The 21,055-nt window shown below is 72.9% G+C and carries 18 protein-coding genes and 1 pseudogene; 9 read left to right on the forward strand and 10 right to left on the reverse strand.

Annotated features, from left to right (window positions below):
* Positions 1–33: 33 nt before the first annotated feature.
* Positions 34–3,465, reverse strand: coding sequence for an RHS repeat-associated core domain-containing protein (locus AB0M82_RS29440; protein WP_364728487.1), 3,432 nt, complete (start codon positions 3,463–3,465; stop codon positions 34–36).
* A gap of 214 nt (positions 3,466–3,679) precedes the next feature.
* On the opposite strand from AB0M82_RS29440, the gene AB0M82_RS29445 reads away from it, so the two are divergent.
* Both AB0M82_RS29445 and AB0M82_RS29450 read left to right on the forward strand, forming a co-directional pair.
* Positions 3,680–3,901: a DUF5313 family protein gene (locus tag AB0M82_RS29445; protein ID WP_364728489.1), complete on the forward strand. Its 222-nt coding sequence runs from the start codon at positions 3,680–3,682 to the stop codon at positions 3,899–3,901.
* A gap of 306 nt (positions 3,902–4,207) precedes the next feature.
* The gene (locus AB0M82_RS29450; protein ID WP_364728491.1) at positions 4,208–4,594 is read left to right on the forward strand and encodes a hypothetical protein; all 387 of its coding nucleotides are present in this window, start codon (positions 4,208–4,210) and stop codon (positions 4,592–4,594) included.
* A gap of 45 nt (positions 4,595–4,639) precedes the next feature.
* Here AB0M82_RS29450 and AB0M82_RS29455 read toward each other — a convergent pair whose 3' ends face one another.
* A complete protein-coding gene (locus AB0M82_RS29455) occupies positions 4,640–5,191 on the reverse strand; it encodes a ferritin (protein WP_364728494.1) in 552 nt (183 codons plus the stop codon).
* Between the two features lie 66 nt (positions 5,192–5,257).
* Between AB0M82_RS29455 and AB0M82_RS29460 the strand changes: the two genes are divergently transcribed.
* Together AB0M82_RS29460 and AB0M82_RS29465 are read left to right on the forward strand one after the other, a co-directional pair.
* The gene (locus AB0M82_RS29460) at positions 5,258–6,025 is read left to right on the forward strand and encodes an SDR family oxidoreductase (RefSeq protein ID WP_364728497.1); all 768 of its coding nucleotides are present in this window, start codon (positions 5,258–5,260) and stop codon (positions 6,023–6,025) included.
* Between the two features lie 47 nt (positions 6,026–6,072).
* Entirely contained in the window at positions 6,073–6,711 is a 639-nt protein-coding gene (locus AB0M82_RS29465) for a PaaI family thioesterase (protein WP_364728500.1), read from the forward strand.
* 9 nt (positions 6,712–6,720) lie between these two features.
* Here AB0M82_RS29465 and AB0M82_RS29470 read toward each other — a convergent pair whose 3' ends face one another.
* The 5 genes from AB0M82_RS29470 to AB0M82_RS29490 form a co-directional block, all read right to left on the reverse strand.
* On the reverse strand, positions 6,721–7,479 hold the full coding sequence (locus tag AB0M82_RS29470; RefSeq protein ID WP_364728503.1) for an MHYT domain-containing protein: 759 nt from the start codon (positions 7,477–7,479) through the stop codon (positions 6,721–6,723).
* Between the two features lie 19 nt (positions 7,480–7,498).
* Positions 7,499–8,077 (reverse strand): ATP/GTP-binding protein, encoded by a 579-nt coding sequence (locus tag AB0M82_RS29475; RefSeq protein WP_364728672.1) that lies wholly within the window; start codon positions 8,075–8,077, stop codon positions 7,499–7,501.
* Positions 8,078–8,162: 85 nt separating this feature from the next.
* Positions 8,163–8,540, reverse strand: a complete 378-nt coding sequence (locus AB0M82_RS29480) for a DUF742 domain-containing protein (RefSeq protein ID WP_364728505.1) — start codon at positions 8,538–8,540, stop codon at positions 8,163–8,165.
* Entirely contained in the window at positions 8,537–8,944 is a 408-nt protein-coding gene (locus tag AB0M82_RS29485; RefSeq protein WP_364728508.1) for a roadblock/LC7 domain-containing protein, read from the reverse strand. The genes AB0M82_RS29480 and AB0M82_RS29485 overlap by 4 nt, the downstream gene beginning before the upstream one ends.
* Before the next feature lie 26 nt (positions 8,945–8,970).
* On the reverse strand, positions 8,971–11,223 hold the full coding sequence (locus tag AB0M82_RS29490) for an ATP-binding protein (RefSeq protein ID WP_364728511.1): 2,253 nt from the start codon (positions 11,221–11,223) through the stop codon (positions 8,971–8,973).
* Between the two features lie 1,023 nt (positions 11,224–12,246).
* Here AB0M82_RS29490 and AB0M82_RS29495 point away from each other — a divergent pair.
* From AB0M82_RS29495 to AB0M82_RS29505, 3 genes and pseudogenes are all read left to right on the forward strand, one after another.
* On the forward strand, positions 12,247–13,206 hold the full coding sequence (locus AB0M82_RS29495; RefSeq protein ID WP_364728514.1) for a winged helix-turn-helix domain-containing protein: 960 nt from the start codon (positions 12,247–12,249) through the stop codon (positions 13,204–13,206).
* Between the two features lie 223 nt (positions 13,207–13,429).
* Complete coding sequence (locus AB0M82_RS29500) at positions 13,430–13,711, forward strand: hypothetical protein (protein WP_364728517.1); 282 nt, start codon at positions 13,430–13,432, stop codon at positions 13,709–13,711.
* Positions 13,712–13,786: 75 nt separating this feature from the next.
* A pseudogene (locus AB0M82_RS29505) lies at positions 13,787–14,124 on the forward strand (DUF4383 domain-containing protein).
* A 1-nt stretch (position 14,125) separates the two neighbouring features.
* Here the strand turns inward: AB0M82_RS29505 and AB0M82_RS29510 are convergent.
* The 3 genes from AB0M82_RS29510 to AB0M82_RS29520 all read right to left on the reverse strand — a co-directional run bounded on the left by AB0M82_RS29510 (position 14,126) and on the right by AB0M82_RS29520 (position 19,150).
* Complete coding sequence (locus AB0M82_RS29510) at positions 14,126–15,166, reverse strand: NAD-dependent epimerase/dehydratase family protein (RefSeq protein ID WP_364728519.1); 1,041 nt, start codon at positions 15,164–15,166, stop codon at positions 14,126–14,128.
* Positions 15,167–15,221: 55 nt separating this feature from the next.
* Complete coding sequence (locus tag AB0M82_RS29515; protein WP_364728521.1) at positions 15,222–16,250, reverse strand: alpha/beta hydrolase; 1,029 nt, start codon at positions 16,248–16,250, stop codon at positions 15,222–15,224.
* A 92-nt stretch (positions 16,251–16,342) separates the two neighbouring features.
* A complete protein-coding gene (locus tag AB0M82_RS29520) occupies positions 16,343–19,150 on the reverse strand; it encodes an AAA family ATPase (protein WP_364728523.1) in 2,808 nt (935 codons plus the stop codon).
* Between the two features lie 148 nt (positions 19,151–19,298).
* On the opposite strand from AB0M82_RS29520, the gene AB0M82_RS29525 reads away from it, so the two are divergent.
* Both AB0M82_RS29525 and AB0M82_RS29530 read left to right on the forward strand, forming a co-directional pair.
* Complete coding sequence (locus AB0M82_RS29525; protein ID WP_364728525.1) at positions 19,299–20,843, forward strand: tannase/feruloyl esterase family alpha/beta hydrolase; 1,545 nt, start codon at positions 19,299–19,301, stop codon at positions 20,841–20,843.
* A 15-nt stretch (positions 20,844–20,858) separates the two neighbouring features.
* Entirely contained in the window at positions 20,859–21,005 is a 147-nt protein-coding gene (locus tag AB0M82_RS29530; RefSeq protein ID WP_364728527.1) for a hypothetical protein, read from the forward strand.
* Positions 21,006–21,055: the final 50 nt, after the last annotated feature.

The raw sequence follows: 21,055 nt of genomic DNA on the forward strand, positions 1-21,055 counted from the left end.
CCGCGCCGCCCCAGTGCGTTTTTTGTATTTTGGTCATATAACGTGCCCCAATTTTCCCAACCCCCGCCCTTCCGTTACCGCTTGTGCGGCAGAGGAATCCTTAACTACCGTGTGAACCCGGACGGCGCGGTCCGGGAACTCGTGCCGGTGCCGATGTGTTCCCGGTGCGCGCGGCCGGTTGTCGAACAGGTCCGTGAGCCGCTTCTGCTCGCGGCCCTTCGCGTCGTGAGTTTCGTCGTCGTAGCTCGTCTTCGCGCGCTTCGGCGGCCGAGGGCCTGACGAACCGGGCGGCAACGCCGGATTGCTCCGCGGCGGCCGATTGCCGCCGCCGCTTCCCCTCGCCTGGCAGGGCGTGATCCCGGTGAGGCCGAGCGGATCGACCTCGCGGGTCGGGTTGGCCACGTACGCCAGCGAATCCGGCGCCGGGGCAAGGCCGAGCGGGTCGTGGCTCAGGTAGCGGCCCGTCTCCGGGTCGTAGTAGCGGTGGAAGTTGTAGTGCAGCCCCGTTTCCCGGTCGTGGTACTGCCCGGGGAACCGCAGCGGCGTCCAGGCCCGCGACGGCTCGTCGGCGACCTTGCCCCACAGCGTGGTGCGCGGGTGCCAGGCGACTTCGCCCGCCTCGTCGACGAGCTCGGCCGGGGTGCCGACCAGGTCGGTGACGATCGTGTGGAACCGGTCGCCGGTCGCCCACCGCTCGGTCTGCGCGACCGGCCGGCCGGCGCCGGGTTCCCGGTCCCACACGACGGTCGTCGTGGCGAGACGCTCCTCGGCCAGGTCGGTGCCGTCCCAGGTGAAGCCGATCCGCTCGGCGACCTGCCCGCCGCCGTGGAGCCGCAGCTTCGCGATCCGGCGCCCGAGCGCGTCGTACTGGTACACCCACCGGACGCCGTCCGGAGCGCCGACCGCGGTGAGCCGGTCGTCGGAATTCCAGTGGTAGTGCCAAGTCCGGCCGTGCCGCCGCCGCTCGACCGTGCGGCCGAGTGCGTCGTGCCGGTAGACCGTGTCCCCGGCGGCGGTCAGCAACGTGCCCTGGTACCGGCGCGGCCCGACCGCCGCGTCCGGCCCGGCGGGCCAGCAGGCGTGCGCCAGGGCGCCGGACGCGGTGTAGGCGTAGTCCTCCCGCCACGCGGGCCCGGTCACCGAGCACACCCGCCCGGTGACGTCGACCTCCAGCGCCCGCGGCCCGGACAACGCGTCGGTGACCGCGGCGAGATGGCCGTCCGGCAGGTAGGCGTACTCCCGCCGCTGGGTGGTCCGTTCGCCGCTGAGCACCGCCTGCCCGAGCAGCCGGTCCTGCGGGTCCCACCACTGGCGCAGTTCCGTGTGCCCGACCCGCCGGGACAGTTCGCGGCCGCCCTGGTCGTAGGTGAACTGCAGGAGCCGCGCGCCGGTGCGCAGCGCGACCGGGTGGCCCGCCGCGTCGTAGGTGACGACCGCGTGCCCGCCCGACGGCGTCCGCCGGACGGTCCGGCGGCCGAGCGCGTCGTACTCCGAGCGCACCACGCGGCCGTTGACCGACTCCGCCACCACCCGGCCGAGCGGGTCGAGGGTGAAGGTGACTTCGGCGTCGGCGTTGCGTGCCGAGATCATCCGGTCCGCGCCGTCGTAGGCGAAGACGGCCACGTCGGGGCCCGCGCGGCGGGTGACGACCCGGCCGAGCACGTCGCGTTCGAGCCGGACGCTTTCCCCGTCGCCCCGGTCGATCCGCACGAGGTCGCCCGCGGCGTCGTAGCCGTACCGCGTGGTGCGGCCGTTGAAGTCGGTCTCGGAGCCGAGGTGGCCGGCCGCGTCGTAGGTGTAGCGCCACACCAGGCCCAGCTCGTTGGTCACCGCCACGAGCCGCAGTTCGGTGTCGTAGGCGTACCCGAGCCGGTGCCCGCCGGGTCCGGTCTCGGCGGCCGGCAGGTCGAACGGCCCGAACTCGGTCCGGCTGACCAGGCCGCGCGCGTCGACGGTCTCCGCCGCCACGCCCGGATCGGCGTCGGTCCACCGCCAGGTCGCGCCGTCCGGGCCGATCCGCTCCCGCAGGTCCCCGCCGGGCGTCCAGCGCAGCCTGGTGACGGCGCCGAGCGGATCGGTGATCGTGGCGACCCGGCCGAAGCCGTCGTACTCGTAGCGGGTCACGGCGCCGAGCGGATCGGTGACCGCGACCGGCAGCCCGGCCGCGTTGTTCTCGAACCGGGTGACGCCGCCGAGCGCGTCGGTGACGGTGGCGATGGTGCCCGCCTCGTCGTACCCGTACTCCGTGACCGCGCCCAGCGGGTCGACGGTGCGCACGAGCTTGCCGCGCGGGTCGTACTCCCGCCGCCAGACCGCCCCGTCGGGCCCCGTCCGCAGCACCGGCCGGCCGTGTTCGTCGTACTCGGAGATCGCGACGCCGCCGTCCGGCCGGGTCACGCGCACGACGTTGCCCGCTTCGTCGAGCTCGTACGTCGTGGTGCGGCCCAGCGCGTCCGTCCGGCCGAGCACCCGGCCGTACGCGTCGAGGTCCACTGTGGACGTGTGGCCGAGGGGATCGGTCTCGGCCACCACCCGCAGGCGTTCGTCGAGCTGGTAACGGGTGGTTCCGCCGAGCGAATCCGTGAGCAGCGTGACGCGGTTGTCCCGGTCGTACGCCAGCGTGCAGTCGAGGTAGCCGCCGGTCCCTCCGGCGCGGACGCACCGGCCGAGCGCGTCGAAGTCGTAGCGATACCACCGGCCGGCGCAGTCCTCCCAGCGGACGATCCGGCCGTCGGCGTCGTAGGTGAACGTGGTGGGGACGCCGCGGGCGTCGACCACCTCGGTCAGCCGCCGCCGCGCGTCGTAGGTGTAGCGGGCGAGCGGGGTTTCCCCGTCCGGCAGGCGAAGCGCGGTCACCAGCCCGGCCGCGGTCTCCACCAGCAGCCGGTAACCACCGGAGTGCCGCAGCTCGGCGGGCAGCCCCGCGGCGTCGTAGCCGATCACGACGTGGTTGCCGTCCCCGTCGCCGAGCGCGCGCAACGGCATCGTGTGCCCGTCGCCCTCGCCGAAAAACAGCAGCCGCTCGGTGGCCGGATCGCCGACGACGTAGCCGCCCGCGTCCCGCCAGAGCCGTAGCCGGGGCCCGGTTTCCGGGAACACGGGGGCGTCGCCGGCCGGCACCGGGAAGGTCAGCAGCGTTCCGTCGGCCAGCGCCAGGTGCAGCCCGCCCGGCTCGGCCTCCAGCCGCTGGTCGAGCGTCGACGCCCAGGACGGCCCGAAGAGGCGGCCGAACCGGTAGGACGAGACGTGGGTGCGCGACACCACGAGCGGCAGGACTCCGGCGAACTCGACGTCGTCCTGGGTCAGGACCATCCAGCCGGTGGCGACGTCGATCGGGTCGGCGCAGAACGTGCGGTCGGCGACCGGGACGTCGTGTTCGGCGGGGTTGCCGCGGTCCTTCAGCGACCGCGTTCCCGGCACCGAGGACGGCGTGGTCGTGCCGGACGGCACCGGACGCTCCGCCATCGCTGCCCCCTTCCGCGGGCCTCGTCGCCGGCGAGGACTCCCCACCATCGCGCTGAACAGCCGCAGGAGCTAGAGCGGCCCGGACCCGGGCAACCTAAGGCAAATGGTCGCATGACCCAAACCGCGCCGAAGCCGGGCTCCGCGTCGACCACCCGATCTCGCGGCGACACCGCACGAACAGGTGAAACGGCCTCCGCGCGGGTATCTGGAAGGCATGCCCGTCCTCCGGCCCACCCCGTTCCAGTGGCTCCGGTACGTCTACGGCGGCCGGCTGCCGGACGCCTACCGGGAGTGGGTGCTCCACGACGCCACGGCGAAGACGTGGATCCTGCGGTTCGCCCTGCGGATCGTCTTCGAGGCACTGCCGTGGCTGGTGGCGGCGTTCGTCCTGGCGACGCTGGCACGCCGCTGCCGACCGGCGCCGTGCTCGCCCTGAGCCTCGGCCTGAGCCTGTTCTTCACGTTGACCAGCGCGGACGGCGTCAGGGTCCGTGAATGTCGCATTGAGGGACTCTGAGTCCCTCAATGCGACATTCACGGCTTTCAAGCCGAGCCCGCACGCACGTCCTCCATTGCCGGTGAGGTCGGGCATCGGGCACGAACCCGACGTCCACAAAGGACGTCGCGCTGCACGATCACCGAAGGATTGACAAGATCAAGAACGCACCCCTAGGCTCCGCTCACCAGTGGGAAATAACCCACTGCCCATGAACTGGGTGGAAAATTTTCTGGGAGGCGGGACAGTGAAATTCAGCAGGATCTTCGGTGCCGCGGCCGCGGCGGCGGCCCTTTCGGTCGCGATCGCCCCGGCGGCCTCGGCCGACACCGTGGTCACCAAGGACAACGTGGAGATGGTCATCTTCGGCAGCGGCTACCACGTCGACAAGGTCACGATCCACGGCATCCCGGAGCCGCAGGGACCGGCGCAGTACGAGTTCATCTACTCCGCGACGACGTCGCCGACCAAGACGTACACGATGATCTGCGGCGGCAGCAGCACGGGCAGCAGCTGCCTCCACCAGTTCAAGATCAACGCCACGTACGCGCACGGCGTCGGCATCAAGAGCTGCGGCCAGCTCAAGCGCCTCGACAACAACCAGAGCCTGGGTGTCGCCTGCAAGTCCTGGTGACCGAAACCGGGCGGCGCCGCACGAAGCGGCGCCGCCCGGTGGGAGCTACAGCTTCCCGCCCGCGACCGGCGGCATGTCGGGCGCGTCCTCGACCTCCGTGGCCGACTCGCGGTAGAGGTGGTTCTCGACCTCGAACAGGTTGTCGCCGGCCCGTTCGACGACCGTGCGCAGCGTCGACATCTGGGCGACTTCCTCCACCTGTTCCCCGAGGAACCAGTGCACGAACTGCTCGCCGAGGTAGTCCTCTTCGGCCCGCGCGGCCTTCGCCATCGCCTCGATGTCGGCGGTGACCGCGCGTTCCTGGTCCAGGGCCAGCGAAATCGCTTCGTGCACGCTCGAGAAGTCGTTCCGGACGTCGCCGCTGCCCGGGATCGCCACCGGCTGGTCGCGGTCGAGCAGGTACCGCACCATCGCCAGCGCGTGGTTGCGTTCTTCGATCGCCTGCCGGTAGAAGCGCTTGGCCAGCCGCGGCAGGTCGCGCGCGTCGAACCAGACGGCCATGGCGATGTACTGCTGGGCGGCGGTGAACTCGTGCCGGATCTGGGCCTGCAGGAGTCCGGTGAACTTCGTGGGCTGCTCGGGCTGAGTTTTGGCCATGCCCCAAGGTACGACGGGCCGGCGGCGGTGACATCCCCGCGCGGGACGCGGATCTACGATCGGCTCGTGACTCCCGCACCCGGCCTGCCCGACCTGTCCTGCACCGTCACCTGCGTGACCGGCGCTTCCGGCGCGATCGGCCGCGGGATCGCCGCGCGGTTCGCCGAAGCGGGCAGCGCGGTGGCCGTGCACCACCGCCGTCCCGGCGCCGCCGACGACGTCGTCGCGGCGATCGAGGCGGCGGGCGGCCGGGCCCGCGCGTTCGCGGCCGAACTCACCGACGACCGCGCCTGCCACGCGCTGCTCGACGCCGTCGCGACCTGGGGCGGACGGCTCGACGCACTGGTGAACAACGCCGGGACCCAGCCGGTCGAAGCCCTCCCGGACCTGTCGGCCGACCACTGGCGGGCGATGCTCGACGCCACCCTGACCAGCGCGTTCTCCTGCACCCAGGCGGCGGCCCGGCTGCTGCGCGACGGCGGGAGCGTCACGCACATCGCGTCGATCGAAGCCCGCCAACCCGCGCCCGGGCACGTCCACTACAGCGCGGCCAAGGCGGCACTGGTGATGCACGCCCGCGGGGCGGCGCTGGAGTACGGGCCGCGCGGGATCCGCGTCAACACGGTGTCGCCCGGCCTGATCGACCGCCCGGGCCTCGCGCGCGACTGGCCCGACGGCGTCGGGCGCTGGCACCGCGCCGCGCCGCTGGGCCGGCTGGGCACCCCGGCCGACGTCGGCAACGCGTGTGTGTTCCTGGCTTCCCCGCTGGCCGCCTGGATCACCGGCCACGACCTCGTCGTCGACGGCGGCGTCACCGCCCGCCCGACCTGGTGACGCCTGCTAGAGTGGAACGTGTTCTAGTTCCGGGCCCGGGGAGCGCGATGTCCGAAAATCCGTTTCCGGTCGTCGACGGCGTCCCGCCCGGGCGGGCGCTGCTCGGCGCCCGGATCCGCGAGCTGATCGAAGCTTCCGTGCGCGTGCGCGACGACGAGGCCGACCTGGTCGCCGCGGCCGGCCGGGTCGAAGCGGTCACCGAAGCCCTGCGCGCCGCGGGCGGCGCGGCTCCGTTGCTGCTGGCCGCCCTCGAAGGCGGTGGCCACCTGAGCATCAACAATCCGCTCGAAGGGCCCGGGAACCCGCTGGCGCCACCGTTGTCGTGGGTGCGCGTCGGCGCGGACTCGGTGTGTGCCGAAGTCCTCCTCGGCGCGGCCCACGAAGGACCGCCGGGGCGCGTGCACGGCGGCTGGGTGGCGGCGGTCCTGGACCACGTGCTGGGCCGCGCGACCGCGGCGGCCGGCTACCCCGGGATGACGGCCTCCCTGACGGTCGACTACCACCACGGCACGCCGTACGCGGTGCCGCTCACCGCGGAAGGCCGCCTCGTGCGCCGGGACGGTCGCAAGCTCCACGCCACGGGGACGCTGAAGGCGGGCGACGTCGTCTGCGCGACGGCGACGGCGATCCTCGTCCACTTCAGCGCCGGCCGGTTCCCGGTGTCCGCCTCCGGACGTGGTGGATGACCGCGCGGCTCACGGGACCACCGTCGTGTGCCGGGGTGCCTCGGAGCTCGCCGAGGCCATCAGGACCGCGCAGATCGGGACCGCCATCGCCAGCGCCGCCAGCACGAACACCGGGAACAGGAACGAGAACACCTCCGTGCCGGACGGGTCGGGCGCGCCCGGGTCGAGGTGCAGGCGGACCGCCGCCATGCCCGTGTAGTGCATGCCCGTGACCGCCGCGCCCATCACCAGGCCCGCCGCCATCCGCGGCAGGAGCTTGTCCAGGCCGACCGTGAACCAGAGCGCCGCCGTCGCCGCGACGACCGCGATCACCACCGAGAGCACCACCAGCGTCGGGTCGTAGCCGATCGTGCCCTTGACCTGGACCGCCCACATCCCGGTGTAGTGCATGACGTTCACGGCGAGCCCGGTCAGCAGGCCGCCGAGCAGCAGCCGCTTCCAGGCGAACCGGTTGCGGACGCCGAAGACCAGCAGGCCGAAGAACACCGCCACCACCGACAGAACCGCCGACAGCGCGGTGCGGAGGATGTCGTACCGCACCGGCAGCCCGGGCGTCGAAAAGCCGAGCATGGCGATGAAGTGCATGACCCAGATGCCGACCCCGCCGATGGACACGGCCGCGAGTCCGAGCCACATCAGCCGGGTGCGGGGGTGGTCCGTGGAGCGCGCCTGCAGGGTGCAGGCGAGCCCGAGGGCGCAGCCCACGACGGAGGTCAGGTAGGCGAGCACGACGAGCCAGTCGCCCATCGCGAAATCTTCGTGGTCCATGGGCATGTTCGTGCTCCTGTCAGGCTTTGCGCTGGTGCGGTGCGTGCAACTCGGCCAAGGCGTGCTCGGCCGCGGCGATGAGGGTCTGCTTCGTCGACTCCGGCGACCGTGCGTCGCAGGCGATCACCTGGACCGACGCCGGGATCTTGAGGGCTTCGCGCACCTGGTCGGGCGCGTGCTGGCGGGTGTCCTGGAACTGGTTGATGGCCACCAGGAACGGCATGCCGCGCGACTCGAAGAAGTCGATCGGCGCGAAGCAGTCCGCCAGGCGGCGCGTGTCGACCAGGACGATCGCCGCCACGGCGCCGCAGACGAGGTCGTCCCACATGAACCAGAACCGGTGCTGGCCCGGCGTGCCGAACACGTAGAGCACCAGGTCGTCGGCCAGGGTGAGCCGGCCGAAGTCCATCGCGACCGTGGTGGCGACCTTCCCCGGCACCGCTTCGGTCCGGTCCACGCCGACGGCCGCGGTCGTCATCAGCGCCTCGGTGCGCAGCGGGTTGATTTCCGATACGGCGCCGACGAAGGTCGTCTTGCCCGCCCCGAACCCGCCGGCCACCACGATCTTGGCCGAGGTGATCCTCCGTTCGGCGGTCATCGGCGGACCCGCGTCCGCGATCGGCCGGCCGTCGCGGGTTTCCCGGGGCCGTTTTGCCAGGCCGTCACCGTTCACCAACGCTCCATCAAAGTGCGCGTAGTCCACTGAGGACCCTTTCGAGCAGGTCGTTCCGTTCGTCCCAGGAGGCGTCCGCGGTGAGGGTGTCGCGGATCGACACCTGGCCGGCGATGAGCAGGTCACCGATCAGCACCCTGGCCACGCCCAGCGGCACGCCCAGGTGGGCCCCGACCTCCGCCACCGAGCGCTGGTGCAGGCACAGCTGCGTCACCACGGCCAGCGGGTTGGTGGGGCTGTAGGGCGCCGTGCGGCCCTCCGCCGTCGTTTCCACGAGGGCTTCCACCGCCAGGTCGACCCTCGGCCGGGTCCGGCCGGCGGTCCAGGCGTAAGGGCGGGCCAGCGACGCCGCGTGCCGCCCGCCTTCGCGTCGCCGGCCTTCGGTCACCGGCTCGCTCCCGGGGAAGCCGTGGGCCGCGCCGGCGTCTCGACCATCTTCCCGACCCGGTCGACGAGCAAGGTCATCTCGTAGCCGACCAGCCCGATGTCGCAGCCGGGATTGGCCAGCACCACCAGGTTGGAGCCGTCGCCGACGTTCATCAGCATGAGGAAGCCCTGCTCCATCTCGATCACCGACTGCACGACCCGGCCCGCGGTGAACAGGTCGGCGGTGCCGAGCGCGAGGCTCGAAAGACCGGACGCGATCGCCGAAAGCTGGTCGGCCCGGTCGCGGGGCAGGCTTTCGTTCGCCGCCACGAGCAGGCCGTCCGCCGAGACGAGCGCGGCGTGCGCGACACCGGGGACCTCCTGGGTGAACGCCGACACCAGCCAGTTCCGGGACTGGTCGATCACTTCCGTTCCTTCCTGCCGGGCGTTCGTCACTGCTGCTCCGCCTTCGGATCGGCCGCGACCCGGTGGCGGGCCGCGCGCATACCGCTGTAGTGCCGGGAAAGGTTGTTGCGCACCGCGGCGGGGTCGCGGAACGACGGGGCCGGCTGCGGCGGTTGCCGCGGGGCGACCGAGCCCGGCGCGAGCTGGGCGCCGGGCTGCCGGGTCGGCAGGCCCGAGTCGGTGAACTCGAGGTCGTCCAAGGTGCCGACCGCGGCTTCCGCGGCCTGCCGGACCTCGTCGGCCGGGGTCGCCCAGCCATCGGGCTCGGGCTGCGCGGGTCGCGCGGGCGTGTCGGCGAACCAGTGCGAAAGCATCTGGTCGAAGATCGGGGTCGGCAGCGGCGTGTGCTCCACGACAGTCGCGGCGGGCGGCGGCAAGGGGGCGGGTTCTTCGACGGGCCACCGGGGTTCGAGTTCGTGCCGGGCGGCGCCGTTGACCGTCGGGTGCGGCGCGAGCGAGCCGGGCCGCGGCGGCAGGTCGACCAGGATCAGCACGCCGGGGACGTGCACGCTGGCGGTGATGCCGGCGCTCGCGGTCCGCGTGGTCGTCGGCCGCAGCCGCACGGTGATCCCGTGGGAGGCGGCCAGCCTGCTCACCACGAACAGGCCCATCCGGCGGGTGGTCTCCGGGCTCACCGCGGCGCCGGCGGCCAGCCGCGCGTTCGCCGCGTCGAGGTCCTCGCGGCTCATGCCGAGCCCGACGTCGACGACCTCGATCAGCACGCCGCCGTCGAACCCGCGGTCGGCGGTGAGCACGACCTGCTCGTCCGGCGGCGACGACCGGATGGCGTTCTCCAGCAGCTCGGCGAGGATGTGCACGACGTCGGCCGCGGCTTCGGACTGCACCGATCCGCGCGGCGCGTTGCCGAGCGCGACCCGCTGGTAGTCCTTGACCTCCGAAGTCGCCGCGCGCAGCAGCTCCACCGTCGGGACCGGGCCGACATCCCGCCGCACCGGACGGCCGCCCGCGAGAACCTGCAGGTTCTCGCCGTTGCGCCGCAGCCGGGTCGCGATGTGGTCGATCTGGAACAGCTCGGACAGTCGCTGGGGGTCCTGTTCGTCGGCTTCGAGATCATCGATCACCGACAGCTGCAGCTCAACCAGCGACTGGCTGCGGCGCGACAGCGTCATGAACATCTCGCTGACCTGGATGCGCATCTCGGCCTGCTCGCCGACGGCCAGCCGCACCGCCTGCCGGTGCATGTCGTCGAAGGCACGGGCGAGCTGGCCGATCTCCTCCTCGGAGTCGACCGGGATCGGCTGCGTCGTCCGCCAGTCGACGTTTTCGCCGTCCCGGATGCGTTCGATCGTGTCGGGCAGCCGCCGGCGCGCGGTGTCGAGCGCGGCGGAGTGCAGCCGCCGGATCGGGGCGACCACCGACCGGGCCACGGCGAGCGCGATGGCGAGGGCGCCCAGCAGGGACGCGAGCACCAGCGCGGCGTCGCGCAGCGCGTCGGACCGGGCGCGGTTGGTCTGCACCCCGACCGCGTCCGAAAGCGTTTTCACCTGCTCGGCGAGGATGGTTCCGAGCACGGCGCGCTTCGCCGCGGAGCCGCCGGCGCCGGGACTGGTCGCCGCGGCGAACCGGGCGGCCGCCGCGCCGGCGGGCAAGGAGCGGCGGAGCTGGCCGGTGAGCACGGTTTCTTCGGCCGCGGCGCGCCCGGCGGCGTCCTCGGCCCGGCCCGTCAGCGCTTCCTGGCCGGCGAGACTGGCCCTCAGCTGCACGAAGGCTTTCGTGATGGCCGCCGAAGCGTCAAGATCGGGGTTCCCGGCCTGGCCGGCGATGGCGGGGATCAATTCGCTGAGGGCGACGACGAAGTCGTGGTAGGCGGCGGTTTTTCCGGCCGGGGAACCGGTCTGCTGCCGCAGGTCGGCCAATTTCCCCAGCTGATCTTCCAATGTGCGCGACAACTCGGGGGTGAGCTGCGCGAATGCGGCGTCGTGGCGGACGGAAGCGGTTTTCGCGTCGACCGCGGCGGTTTGGGCGGCTGCGCCGTCGTGGATCATCTCGTCGTCGACGAGGCCGCCGAGTTCGGAAATCCCTTGCACGACCGGCATTTGGTCCCGGACGGCGCTGAGGCCGCCCGCCTGGGCCAGCTCGGCCTGCACGCGCCCGCCGGCCAGCAGGAGCGCGACCAGTACGGGCAACAGCAGTACGACGGAGATCTTGGTGCGCAACCGCCAGGTCCCGGGATTCCAGGACGCGGCGGAACGACGGCGAACGGGTTCGTCTTCTTTCATCGGTGGCGTGGCTCGATTCGACCGGTGGCCCGAGAACGATTTCTGGTTCCGTTTCCACGGAATTCAGGCGGAGACGTAACTCCGGTGACCGTGGTGTTGTCAAGGAATGCCGGTTGTTTCCCCCGTACGCACCAGCTACACAGGGTGAGCTTCCACGACGGGGCTTTTTATCCTCGCAGAGGGTGAACGAGAGCCCAGGATCGCACCCGATCGTGTACCGCGTGCGTGATTTTCGGCCCGGAGCGGATCAGCTCGCACAGGCGGCGCGCCGGGCACGGACCGTGGCCGACGTGGAACGAGCGGGTCCCCGACCCCGCATGCGGGGACCCGCTCGCCGGCCGAGCCGGCGGTCAGGATGTCCCGCCGGCCCGGCAGCTGGGCCGACAGCCGATGGCTGTCGCGCTGGAAGATGGACCGAAGTTAGAAGGGACGGCTTCTCCTTCGCTTCCATCGGCTCCCCCCGGTACCGAAAGTCACCAACCGCGACGACAGCACCGCGATCCGTGGCCGAGCCTGGCCGGGCCACTGACCTGACAAGCGCCCCAATGTGGCGTTCGGTGCGTCCAGCGCACCCAATGTGGCGTTCGGTGCGTTGGACGCAACCAACGCCACATTGGGGCGCTTCAGAGCCGGGCCAGCACCCGGGCCTGGCGTTCGATCGACGGCGGTCCGGCCGCCGGGCGTCAGGCCCTCCTCGCACAGGCGCCGCGCTTCCACCCGGCAGCCCAGCCCGGCTTGGGCATGGCCAGCGCCGGCAGGCATGGCATCTCGATCAGCCGCAGCCCACCCTTCCGCGCCGGCTCGAGGGCTCCGTGCCCCTGGGCCGCCTGCGCGCGCCCCTCTCGTCGAGCCGAACCGTGCCAGCGGCGCGAGAGCACCGTCAACCGGCCCGAAAACGTTTCGGACCGGCCCGAAACATGCCCTGACGGCCGCGAACCGGGTAACCGCTGTGACGTCGGTCCGAGGCCTGCGAAAACCCGTCCGACCACGGCTACTCTCAGTCGGGAAAGGGGTGCGCCGACGTTGTTGAAAATTCACTTCACGGAAGCGGACCTGGCGAAAGTGACCATCGCCGGTGACGCCGATCCGATGTGGGAGTTGCTGATGAGCAGCTACCGGATCCGGCGGCCGGAGGGCGAGCCGTTCTTCGGCCGGTGGCGCCGGGGGTCACGCTCCGCAGTCCCGCTCTCGGGGCGGCTGCTGATGTCCGCCGTCCCGCCGTACGGCTACTGCCCGGACTTCCTCACCCCGGCCGGGGCCAGCACGATCGACGAAGGCGTCTCGGCGGTGCTCGAAACCCCGGAACCGACGCTGGCCGCCGACGTCGCCGAGCTCGCGGCGCAGGGCACCCGCGTCCCGCCGTGGATGCGCCGCCTCGCCGACGGCGAGCCCCGGGAACTGCGGCGGCTCGGCACGGCGCTGCACGACTACTACCGGCAGTGCGTCGCCCCGGACTGGCCGACGGTGCGCCGCGCGGTCGCCCGCGACCGCCGCCGGCTGCAGTCGGCCCTGGAGCGCGGCGGGCCCCAGCTGCTGCTCTCGACGGTGCACCCGGACATCACGTGGTCCCCGCCGGTGCTGCGGGTGCGCTTCCCGATCGAGCAGGAGCTGCACCTGGACGGCCGCGGGCTCCGGCTGATCCCGACGTTCTTCGCGCACGGCATGCCGACCACGTACAAGGACCCGGGCCTCCCGCCGGTGCTGGTCTACTCGATCGACCACACGCGCTTCGACAGCGACGCCGAGCCCGGCCCGTCACTGGCCGCGCTGCTGGGCCACACGCGGGCCCGGGTGCTCATGACGGTGGCGATCACCCGGTGCAACACGAGCGAACTGGCCGAGCTGACGGGTGTTTCGCTGGCGACGGCCAGCCAGCACGCGTCGGTCCTGCGGGCGAGCGGGCTGATCACCAGCACGCGGTCCGGCAAGTCGCAGATCCACGAGATCACCCCGCTGGGCCTGGGCGTCATCCGCGCCAGCTGACCTGGTCGCTGCCCCGGCGTACCCGCTCGGCCGGGTGCCGCACCGCCGGGCGGGCGTCGTGTTAGCCTGTCGCCGTGCAGCGCCTGATGATGTCCTCGCGACTCGTAACCCGGCGCGCCGGCTGAACCAGGTCGCCGGCGCGCGGCGTCGACGACCGCGGATTCGCGGCACCTTCTCGGGACCTGGCCCCGGCCCATCCCGTTTCTCACCGTGGAGATCCGCCATGTCCAGTCCCACGTCCTTCGCCGTCCCGGCTCCCCGCTCGGCGCTGCTGCTGCGGCGCCGGATCGCCACCTACTTCGTCGGCGGCGTCGAGGAGGTCGCCGGCCTCGTCGGCGCGCTGGCTCAGGACGGCCGCCTAGTGCACGAGCTGTCCGTCGACATCCGGGACGGCGTCCGGGAAAGCAGCATGGTCTGCGCCGTCCTGCTGGCCGCCGACGAGATCGAGCCCCTGCTCGGCCGGCTCCGCGCCCTCCCCGCCGTCGTTTCGTCCGAGCTCGCCTGACTCCCGGGCGGGTTCGTCCGCACCGGCGCCGGGTAGCCCGCCGCGGTGTTCGGTGGCGCGTTCCTGCTCGTCGGCGTGCTGGGGTTCGTCCCGGGCATCACCGCGGACTACGGGGCCATGCGGTGCTGCACAACCTGGTCCACCTGGCGTTCGGCGTGCTCGGCGTCGTCGCGGCCCGCGGGAACGGTGGCTCGCGCGCGTTCCTGATGCTCGGCGGCGGGGCCTACGTGCTGCGCTGGGTGTTCGGCCTGGCGACGGGCCACGACAGCGCGGCCAACTTCATCCCGCTCGACAACGCCGGCGACTGGCTGCACCTGGGCCTCGGCATCGCGATGATCGCCGCCGGCGTCGCGACGACGGCGGTCGACCGTTCGCGGGGCCGCTACCCGGAGCCGGAGAAGCAAGCCCACTGAGTCACGGGCGGCGGCCGACGCCCGTGAAGATCTCGTGCAGCCGGTGGCGGTCCGGAGCCAGCGGCGCCGTGTCCGACCCCGCCCCGGAACGCAGCCCGGCCAGGAACTCCTTCAGCGTCTCCGCGGCGTCGTGCCGCGGCCGCCAGTCCAATTCGGACTGTGCGCGGGTGGTGTCCAGCAAGGGAAGACGCATGACGGCGTCGAAGAGACCGGGCGAAGCGGGCACCACGTGGAGCCGCCAGGCCGCGCCCACCACGGCGCGGACCGCCGCGGCCGGCACCGGCACCGTCCGCGCGCCCAGCAGGTCCGCGACGAACCGCGGGTCGACGACCGGGCCGGTCGCGATGTTGAACGCCCCGCGCACCGGACGCGTCACCGCCCGGTGGACGGCGTCGGCGAGGTCGGCGGTGTGCACCACCTGGACCCGCAGCCCGGGAATGTCCGGCACGACCGGGATCAGCCCCGGCCGCACCAACGAGCCAGGGAGGAACGGCCCGGCGAACAGGCGGCGCTGTTCCGTGGCGGCACCGCGCCGGAAGACGAACCCCGGCCGCATCCGGACCACGTCGAGCCGCGGGTGGCGGTGCTCGAACGCGTCGAGATACCGCTCCAGGTAAGACTTTTCCCGCGTGTACGCCGCTCCGGGCCAGCCGTGGGTCGGCCAGTCTTCGGTGACGGGCTCGTCGTCCTCCCGTGGCGAGTACGCGCCGACGGACGACGAGTGGACGAGCTTGGGCACACCCGCCTCGGCCACCGCGTCGAACACCCGCAGCGACCCGAGGACGTTCGCGCGCCAAGTGCGTTCGGGACGCCGCGTCGGCTGGAACAGCCAGGCCAGGTGCACGACCGCGGCGGCGCCGCGGAAGTGCGCCACCAGGTCGTCCCGCTCGACGTCGGCCCGCACGTATTCGGCCTTGGGCGGCGGTCGTCCCGCCGTTCGCCGGGCGAGCCCGACAACGGCTTCGACCCGCGGGTCGGCGCTCAAGGCGGCGATGACGCCGCTGCCGATGTTGCCCGTCGCTCCGGTGACCACGATGCGCATCCGGCGCGGATACCCGGAACCCGCGCCGCCAACCCCGCGCCGGGTGAACCGGGCTTCACAGGTGGTCGGCGTCCCTGATCGCCTGGGCGAACGGCCTCGGCGCTTCCTGCGGCACGTTGTGCCCGATCCCGTCGAAGACCCGGTGTTCGTACTTGCCGGTGAACTTGGCGCGATACGCCTTCCCGTCCTTCGCCGCGCCGTCGAAGTCGCTGCCGATCGTGATCGCCGGGACCGTGATGACCGCGCCGGCGGCCAGTTTCCGTTCGTACGCCTCGTACTGCGGCTCCCCCGGGGCGAGGCTCAGCCGCCAGCGGTAGTTGTGGACGACGATGGCCACGTGGTCGGGGTTGTCGAACGCGGCCGCGCTGCGGTCGTACGTGGCGTCGTCGAAGTGCCAGGCGGGGGAGGCGTTCTTCCAGATCAGCTTGTTGAAGTCGTGGCGGTTCGCCGCGTAGCCGGCGCGCCCGCGCTCGGTCGCGAAGTAGTACTGGTACCACCAGCCGAGCTCGGCGGCCGGGGAGAGAGGCCGCTGGTTCGCCACCAGGTTCGTGACGATGTACCCGCTCACCGCGACGACCGCCTTGCACCGTTCGGGGAAGAGCGCGGCGATGATGTCGACGGTGCGGGCGCCCCAGTCGTACCCGCCGAGGACGGCCTTGTCGATCTTGAGCGCGTCCATCAACGCGACGACGTCGAGCGCCACCGCCGTCTGCTGGCCGTTGCGGACCGTCTCGGCGGACTTGAACGTCGTCGGGCCGTAGCCACGCAGGAACGGGACGATGACCCGGTAGCCCGCGTCAGCGAGCAGCGGCGCGACGTCGACGTAGCTGTACGGGTCGTAGGGCCAGCCGTGCAGCAGCACCACCGGCTGCCCGGTGCCCGGCCCGAACTCGGCGTACGCCATGGTCAGCACCCCGGCGTCGACGTGCTTGACCGGGCCGAGCGAGGTGTGCTCGCCGGAGCCGGCCCGCAGGTCGGGGGCGGCCGGCGACGCGGCTTGGGGAGTGCTCGACGAGCAGGCGGCCAGCGACGTCGCCGCCAGGCCCGCCGCGAACGCCTGCCCGAACCTTCTCCTGCTGATCATCTGGACTCCAGTGCGAAAGACCGTGGGACTTTCACGACGTTAGGGAGAGTTCAGTGATCTTCGCGCCCGTCGGACGACGCAGCCGGTGTAAGTCACCCTTCCCGGTTCTTCAGCATCCCGGCGAGGTCGGCACGAGAGCTCACGCCCAGCTTGGGGAAGATCCGGTGCAGATGGGTGCCGACGGTGCGGTGCGAAAGGTACAGCCGCTGCCCGATCTCGCGGTTGGTCAGCCCGTCCGCGGCCAGCTGCGCGATGCTCAGCTCGTGCGGGGTCAGCTTCTCGCGCGCGTCCGGGCCCCGGTTCGGGCTCGACTCGCCGGCGCCGCGCAGTTCCCGCCGCGCCCGCTCGGCCCACGCCGTCATGCCGAGCGCGTCGAACGTCTCCCGGGCCGTGCGCAGGTGGGTGCGCGATTCGACGACCCGCCGCTGCCGCCGCAGCCACTCGCCGAACGCCAGGTGGACGCGGCCGCGTTCGGCGGGCCAGCCGGTGAGGTCGGCCCGCAGCGCTTCGGCGAACAGTTCCGCGGCCGCGCCGCCCGGCGCGAGCACGGCCCGCGCGTACCGCAGTCCGATGTGGAGGGCGGGTGACGGCGTCGAGGCCGCCAGTGGCGCCAGCTCGCGCAGGATTTCCCGCATCGCGTCGGCCTGCCCGGCCCGTACCGCGGCCTCGGTGAGCTCGGCGACGCAGTACGCGCGCAGCGCCAGCTGGTACGCGGGGTCGGTGGGATCGAGCAGCCGGCGCAGGTCGGCGAACGCGTCCTCGAACCGGCCCTCGCTCAGCGCCGTCAGGCCCCGCGCGAACTGCACGGTGGCCAGCACCGGCCGGGCGCCGGCCGCGAGCCCGGCGCGTTCGGCTTCGTCGGCCAGCGTCTTCGCCTGTTTGTGGTCGCCGCGCAGGGCGGCGATCTCGGCCTGGACCGCCGTGGCCAGGCCGAACATGAAGGGCTGACCGGTCTCCTGGGCGAACCGGGCCGCCTCCGCCGCGGCCGGCGCCGCGCCGGTCAGGTCGCCGAGGCGGGCGCGGCTCCACGCCTGGACGGCCAGCGCCCGCGGCAGCAGCCCGAGCCGGCCCTGGGCCCGCAGGCCCGGCGCCGCGGCCGCGGAGAACCGCGCGGCCAGGTCGAACGCGCCGACTTGCAGCGCCGCGCTGCCGAGGTAGCGGTCGACCTCCGGGTCGGCGCCGGTCGCGCCGGCCAGTTCGCGCAGCCGCGCCAGCACGACGTCGCCGCGCTCGAACGGCGCGACGTAGGCGGTCACCGCCACGACGCGCGGGTCGTCATCCGGGACGGGCAGCCGGTCGGCGACGGCCAGCAGCGCCCGGCGGGCCGCGTCGCCGGGCTCGGTCCAGAAGCAGCGCATGGCGGCGCTCCACAGAATCCGCATCGCCGCGTCGTCCTGCCCGTCGGCCGCGACGGACCCGGCGACCCCGGCCAGCTCGGCGACGCGGGCGGGGTCCTCGCGCACGCCGTCCTCGAACTCGCTGAGCAGCCGGCTCGCGACGGCCCGGCGGCGCGGGTCCGCGGGCCGGGCGGCGCGCACCAGCCGTTCGGCCGTTTCGCGACGGCCGGACTCGACCGCCAGCTCGGCGGCCCGCAGCAGCCGGTCCGTCCGGGGGTCCGGCTCCTCGGTCAGCCGGGCCGCCTGCTCCAGCGCCGCGATCGCGGCGGCCGCGCCGCCCCGGTGGCGGGCCCGTTCGGCGGTGCGCTCCAGTTCGGCGGCGACGTCCTCGTCGGGCCCGGCGGTCGCGGCGGCCTGGTGCCAGGCCCGCCGGTCGGGCTGGTCGCGCAGCGTCCCGGCGAGGGCGAGGTGGGCCTGGCGCCGCTCGGCGAACGCGGCCGCCGCCGGGATGGCCGACCGCATCAACGGGTGGCGGAACGTCACGGCACCGGCCGACAGCTCGATCAGCCGGGCATCGACGGCAGGAGCCAGGATCTCCGGATCGGCGGCCGTGGCGGGCGCAAAGCCGCCCGGGTGAGCGGCGGCAGCGAACTCACGCACGGAATCGGCGCCCGCTCCCAGCGCGCCCGGGTGCTCCGGATCGGTGCCCGTGGCGAGGAGCGCACCCGTGGCCGCGAGGGTCTCCGCGAGCGACGTCGTCTCGTTGAGCGCCGCGACCAGCAGGGCCGTGCGCGTCGGCGCCGGAAGGCTCGCGGCCCGGACGGTGAACGTGCGCTCGAGCCGTTCGGTCAGCGGCAGGACCGGGTCGAGCCCGTCGAGGCCGGTCATGGCCGACGGCAGCTCGGTCAGGGCCAGCGGATGCCCCGCGGCCTCGGCGAGCAGCCGGGTCCGGACGGCCGGGGCGAGCCGCGGCGCGACCGCGTCCAGCAGTTCCGCGGCCGCTTCCGCGGACAGGCGGCCGAGCACGATCGGCGCCAGCCCGGCGTCGCGCAGCGGGGTTTCCGCGCCGTCCCGGAGCGTCGCGACCAGGACGATCGGCTCGTGCTCGATCCGCCGCGCGACGAAAGCCAGGACGTCCGCGCTGGCCCGGTCGAGCCAGTGCACGTCCTCGGCGACGAGCAGCAGCGGCTTGGCGGCGGCCTCCTCGGCCAGCAGCGTCAGCGCGGCGAGCCCGACCAGGTAGGTGCTGGGTTCGGCGCCCTCGGCGAGCCCCAGCGCGGTCCGCAGCGCGGCCCGCTGCGGCGCGGGCAGGCCGGCCACGCCCCTCCGGACGGGGTACAGCAACTGGTGCAGCCCGGCGTAGGCGAGGTTCTGCTCGGCTTCGGCCCCGGCCGTCCGCAGCACCCGCAGCCCGGCGACCGACGCCGCGGCCGCCGTCTCGGCCACGAGCGCGGACTTCCCGATGCCGGCTTCGCCGCGGACGAGGACACCGCTGCGGCCTTCCGGACCGTCGACGAGCTCCCCCAGCTCCTTCAGCTCGGTTTCCCGTCCGTGCAGCGCCATGAGAACGACCTTACCCAAACCACGGTTTCCCCAGCTCAGAGCGGAATGACGTACACCGGCTGCGTCACCCGACGGGCGCGAACGCCACGGCCGGGCGCCTAGCTTCGACGAGCAGAAACTGTCCACATCGGACCACCAAGGGAAAGTGATGAGACGTATCCCCCGGCTCCTGACGGCCGCCGTGCCGCTGCTCCTCACCGCCGTCACGCAGTTCGCACCGAGCGCCGAGGCCGCGCGGCCCGCCGCCGAAACGTGCGTCAGCATGCCGGTGTCCGCGCCGCCCGGCGCGAAGATCGAGTCGGTGCGGGCGGTGCGGAAGACCGACGCGCCCGCGTACTGCGAAATCACCGTCACGCTCACCCACCCGGGTGGCGGCGACCACGTCAAGGTCGCCGTCGCGCTGCCGGAGACCGGGTGGACCGGCCGGCTCCAGGCCATCGGTGGAAGCGCTTACTCCGCCGGCGACTTCGACGCGCCGTTCGTGCAGGCGGTCAAGGACGGCTACAGCGCCGTGACGACGGACGCCGGTGTGTCGTCGAACCCGCTCGACACGTCGTGGGCGCTGACCGCCGACGGGAAGATCGACCGGACGCTCCTGACCAACTTCGCCACCCGTTCGGTGCACGAAGAAGCCCTGATCGGCAAGGACGTCACGCAGCGGTACTACCACCGCCCGGTCTCGTACTCCTACTGGAATGGCTGTTCGACCGGCGGCCGCCAGGGCTACTCCGAGGCCCAGCACCACGCCGACGACTTCGACGGCATCCTGGCCAACGCCCCCGCGGTCCACTGGGCGGAGTTCGCGGTCGCGACGCTGTGGCCGCAGATCGTGATGAACCAAGACCGGGACTTCCCGAGCGACTGCGTGCTGTCCGCGTTCCGGCAGGCCGCGATCCAAGCGTGCGACGCGCGCGACGGCGTCACCAACGGCATCGTCGACCGGCCGGACGAGTGCGGCTACGACCCGCGAAGCCTGGTGGGCACGAAGGTGCTCTGCGACGGCCGGGAGCTCACCGTGACGGCCGCGGACGCCGAGGTCATGCGCAAGATCTGGGCCGGGCCGACCGACGAGCGCGGCCGGAAGCTGTGGGCCGGGCTGCCCAAGGGCGCGGACTACCAGTGGCTGGCCGGCACGAAGCCCGGTCCCGACGGCACGCTGACCGCGCCGGGCTTCCCGGTGGCCGTCCTCTGGGCGCAGTCGTTCCTGGAGAAGCAGCCGGCCTTCGACACGTCGAAGCTCACTTATGCCCAGTTCGCCGCCCTGTTCCGCCAGTCGGTGCGGGAGTACGACGACGTCATCGGCACGTCCGACCCCGATCTGTCGGCCTTCCGCCACGCCGGCGGCAAGCTGCTCACGTTCGTGGGCGCGAACGACCAGCTGATCCCGCCGGGCGGCACGCTCCACTACCGCGAGCAGGTCGACCGCGCGATGGGCGGCGCGCAGCGGGTGAACGACTTCTACCGGCTGTTCCTCGCGCCGGGCGTCGAACACTGCTTCGGCGGCACGGGCGCGCAGCCGACGAACCCGCTGGGCGCGCTGGTCGACTGGGTCGAGCACGGCAAGGCTCCGGCCACCCTGGCGGCGGCGACCGCGGACGGGACGGCGGCCCGCGACCTGTGCGCGTACCCGAAGGTCTCGCGCTACACCGGCCACGGTGATCCGGCGCTGGCGTCGAGCTACCGCTGTCGCTGAGTCCACTGCCGCTGTGTGCGCCGGCTCGCTCCGGCGCACACAGCGTCCACCGAAATTTCCCGGAAGGCCGAAGACGAGGTCCGCCCGATCTTCCGCCGGTACCTCGACGAGGGCGGCAACTTCGTCGACACCGAACTCCCTGGCGCCTCGGCCTCGCTCTGAAGGCCACCATCAGGGCACTGGTGTCGCGCGTCCGAGGTTCGTTGACAGGG

Source organism: Amycolatopsis sp. NPDC051128 (genome assembly GCF_040682715.1).
In the GTDB taxonomy this organism is placed as follows: Bacteria; Actinomycetota; Actinomycetes; order Mycobacteriales; family Pseudonocardiaceae; genus Amycolatopsis.

Coding starts and splice junctions, on each gene's coding strand:
- AB0M82_RS29440 (WP_364728487.1), bottom strand. CDS start 3,465: ATGGCGGAGCGTCCGGTGCCGTCCGGCACGACCACGCCGTCCTCGGTG.
- AB0M82_RS29525 (WP_364728525.1), top strand. CDS start 19,299: ATGAGACGTATCCCCCGGCTCCTGACGGCCGCCGTGCCGCTGCTCCTC.
- AB0M82_RS29455 (WP_364728494.1), bottom strand. CDS start 5,191: ATGGCCAAAACTCAGCCCGAGCAGCCCACGAAGTTCACCGGACTCCTG.
- AB0M82_RS29465 (WP_364728500.1), top strand. CDS start 6,073: ATGTCCGAAAATCCGTTTCCGGTCGTCGACGGCGTCCCGCCCGGGCGG.
- AB0M82_RS29490 (WP_364728511.1), bottom strand. CDS start 11,223: ATGAAAGAAGACGAACCCGTTCGCCGTCGTTCCGCCGCGTCCTGGAAT.
- AB0M82_RS29445 (WP_364728489.1), top strand. CDS start 3,680: ATGCCCGTCCTCCGGCCCACCCCGTTCCAGTGGCTCCGGTACGTCTAC.
- AB0M82_RS29520 (WP_364728523.1), bottom strand. CDS start 19,150: ATGGCGCTGCACGGACGGGAAACCGAGCTGAAGGAGCTGGGGGAGCTC.
- AB0M82_RS29470 (WP_364728503.1), bottom strand. CDS start 7,479: ATGGACCACGAAGATTTCGCGATGGGCGACTGGCTCGTCGTGCTCGCC.
- AB0M82_RS29510 (WP_364728519.1), bottom strand. CDS start 15,166: ATGCGCATCGTGGTCACCGGAGCGACGGGCAACATCGGCAGCGGCGTC.
- AB0M82_RS29475 (WP_364728672.1), bottom strand. CDS start 8,077: ATGACCGCCGAACGGAGGATCACCTCGGCCAAGATCGTGGTGGCCGGC.
- AB0M82_RS29500 (WP_364728517.1), top strand. CDS start 13,430: ATGTCCAGTCCCACGTCCTTCGCCGTCCCGGCTCCCCGCTCGGCGCTG.
- AB0M82_RS29515 (WP_364728521.1), bottom strand. CDS start 16,250: ATGATCAGCAGGAGAAGGTTCGGGCAGGCGTTCGCGGCGGGCCTGGCG.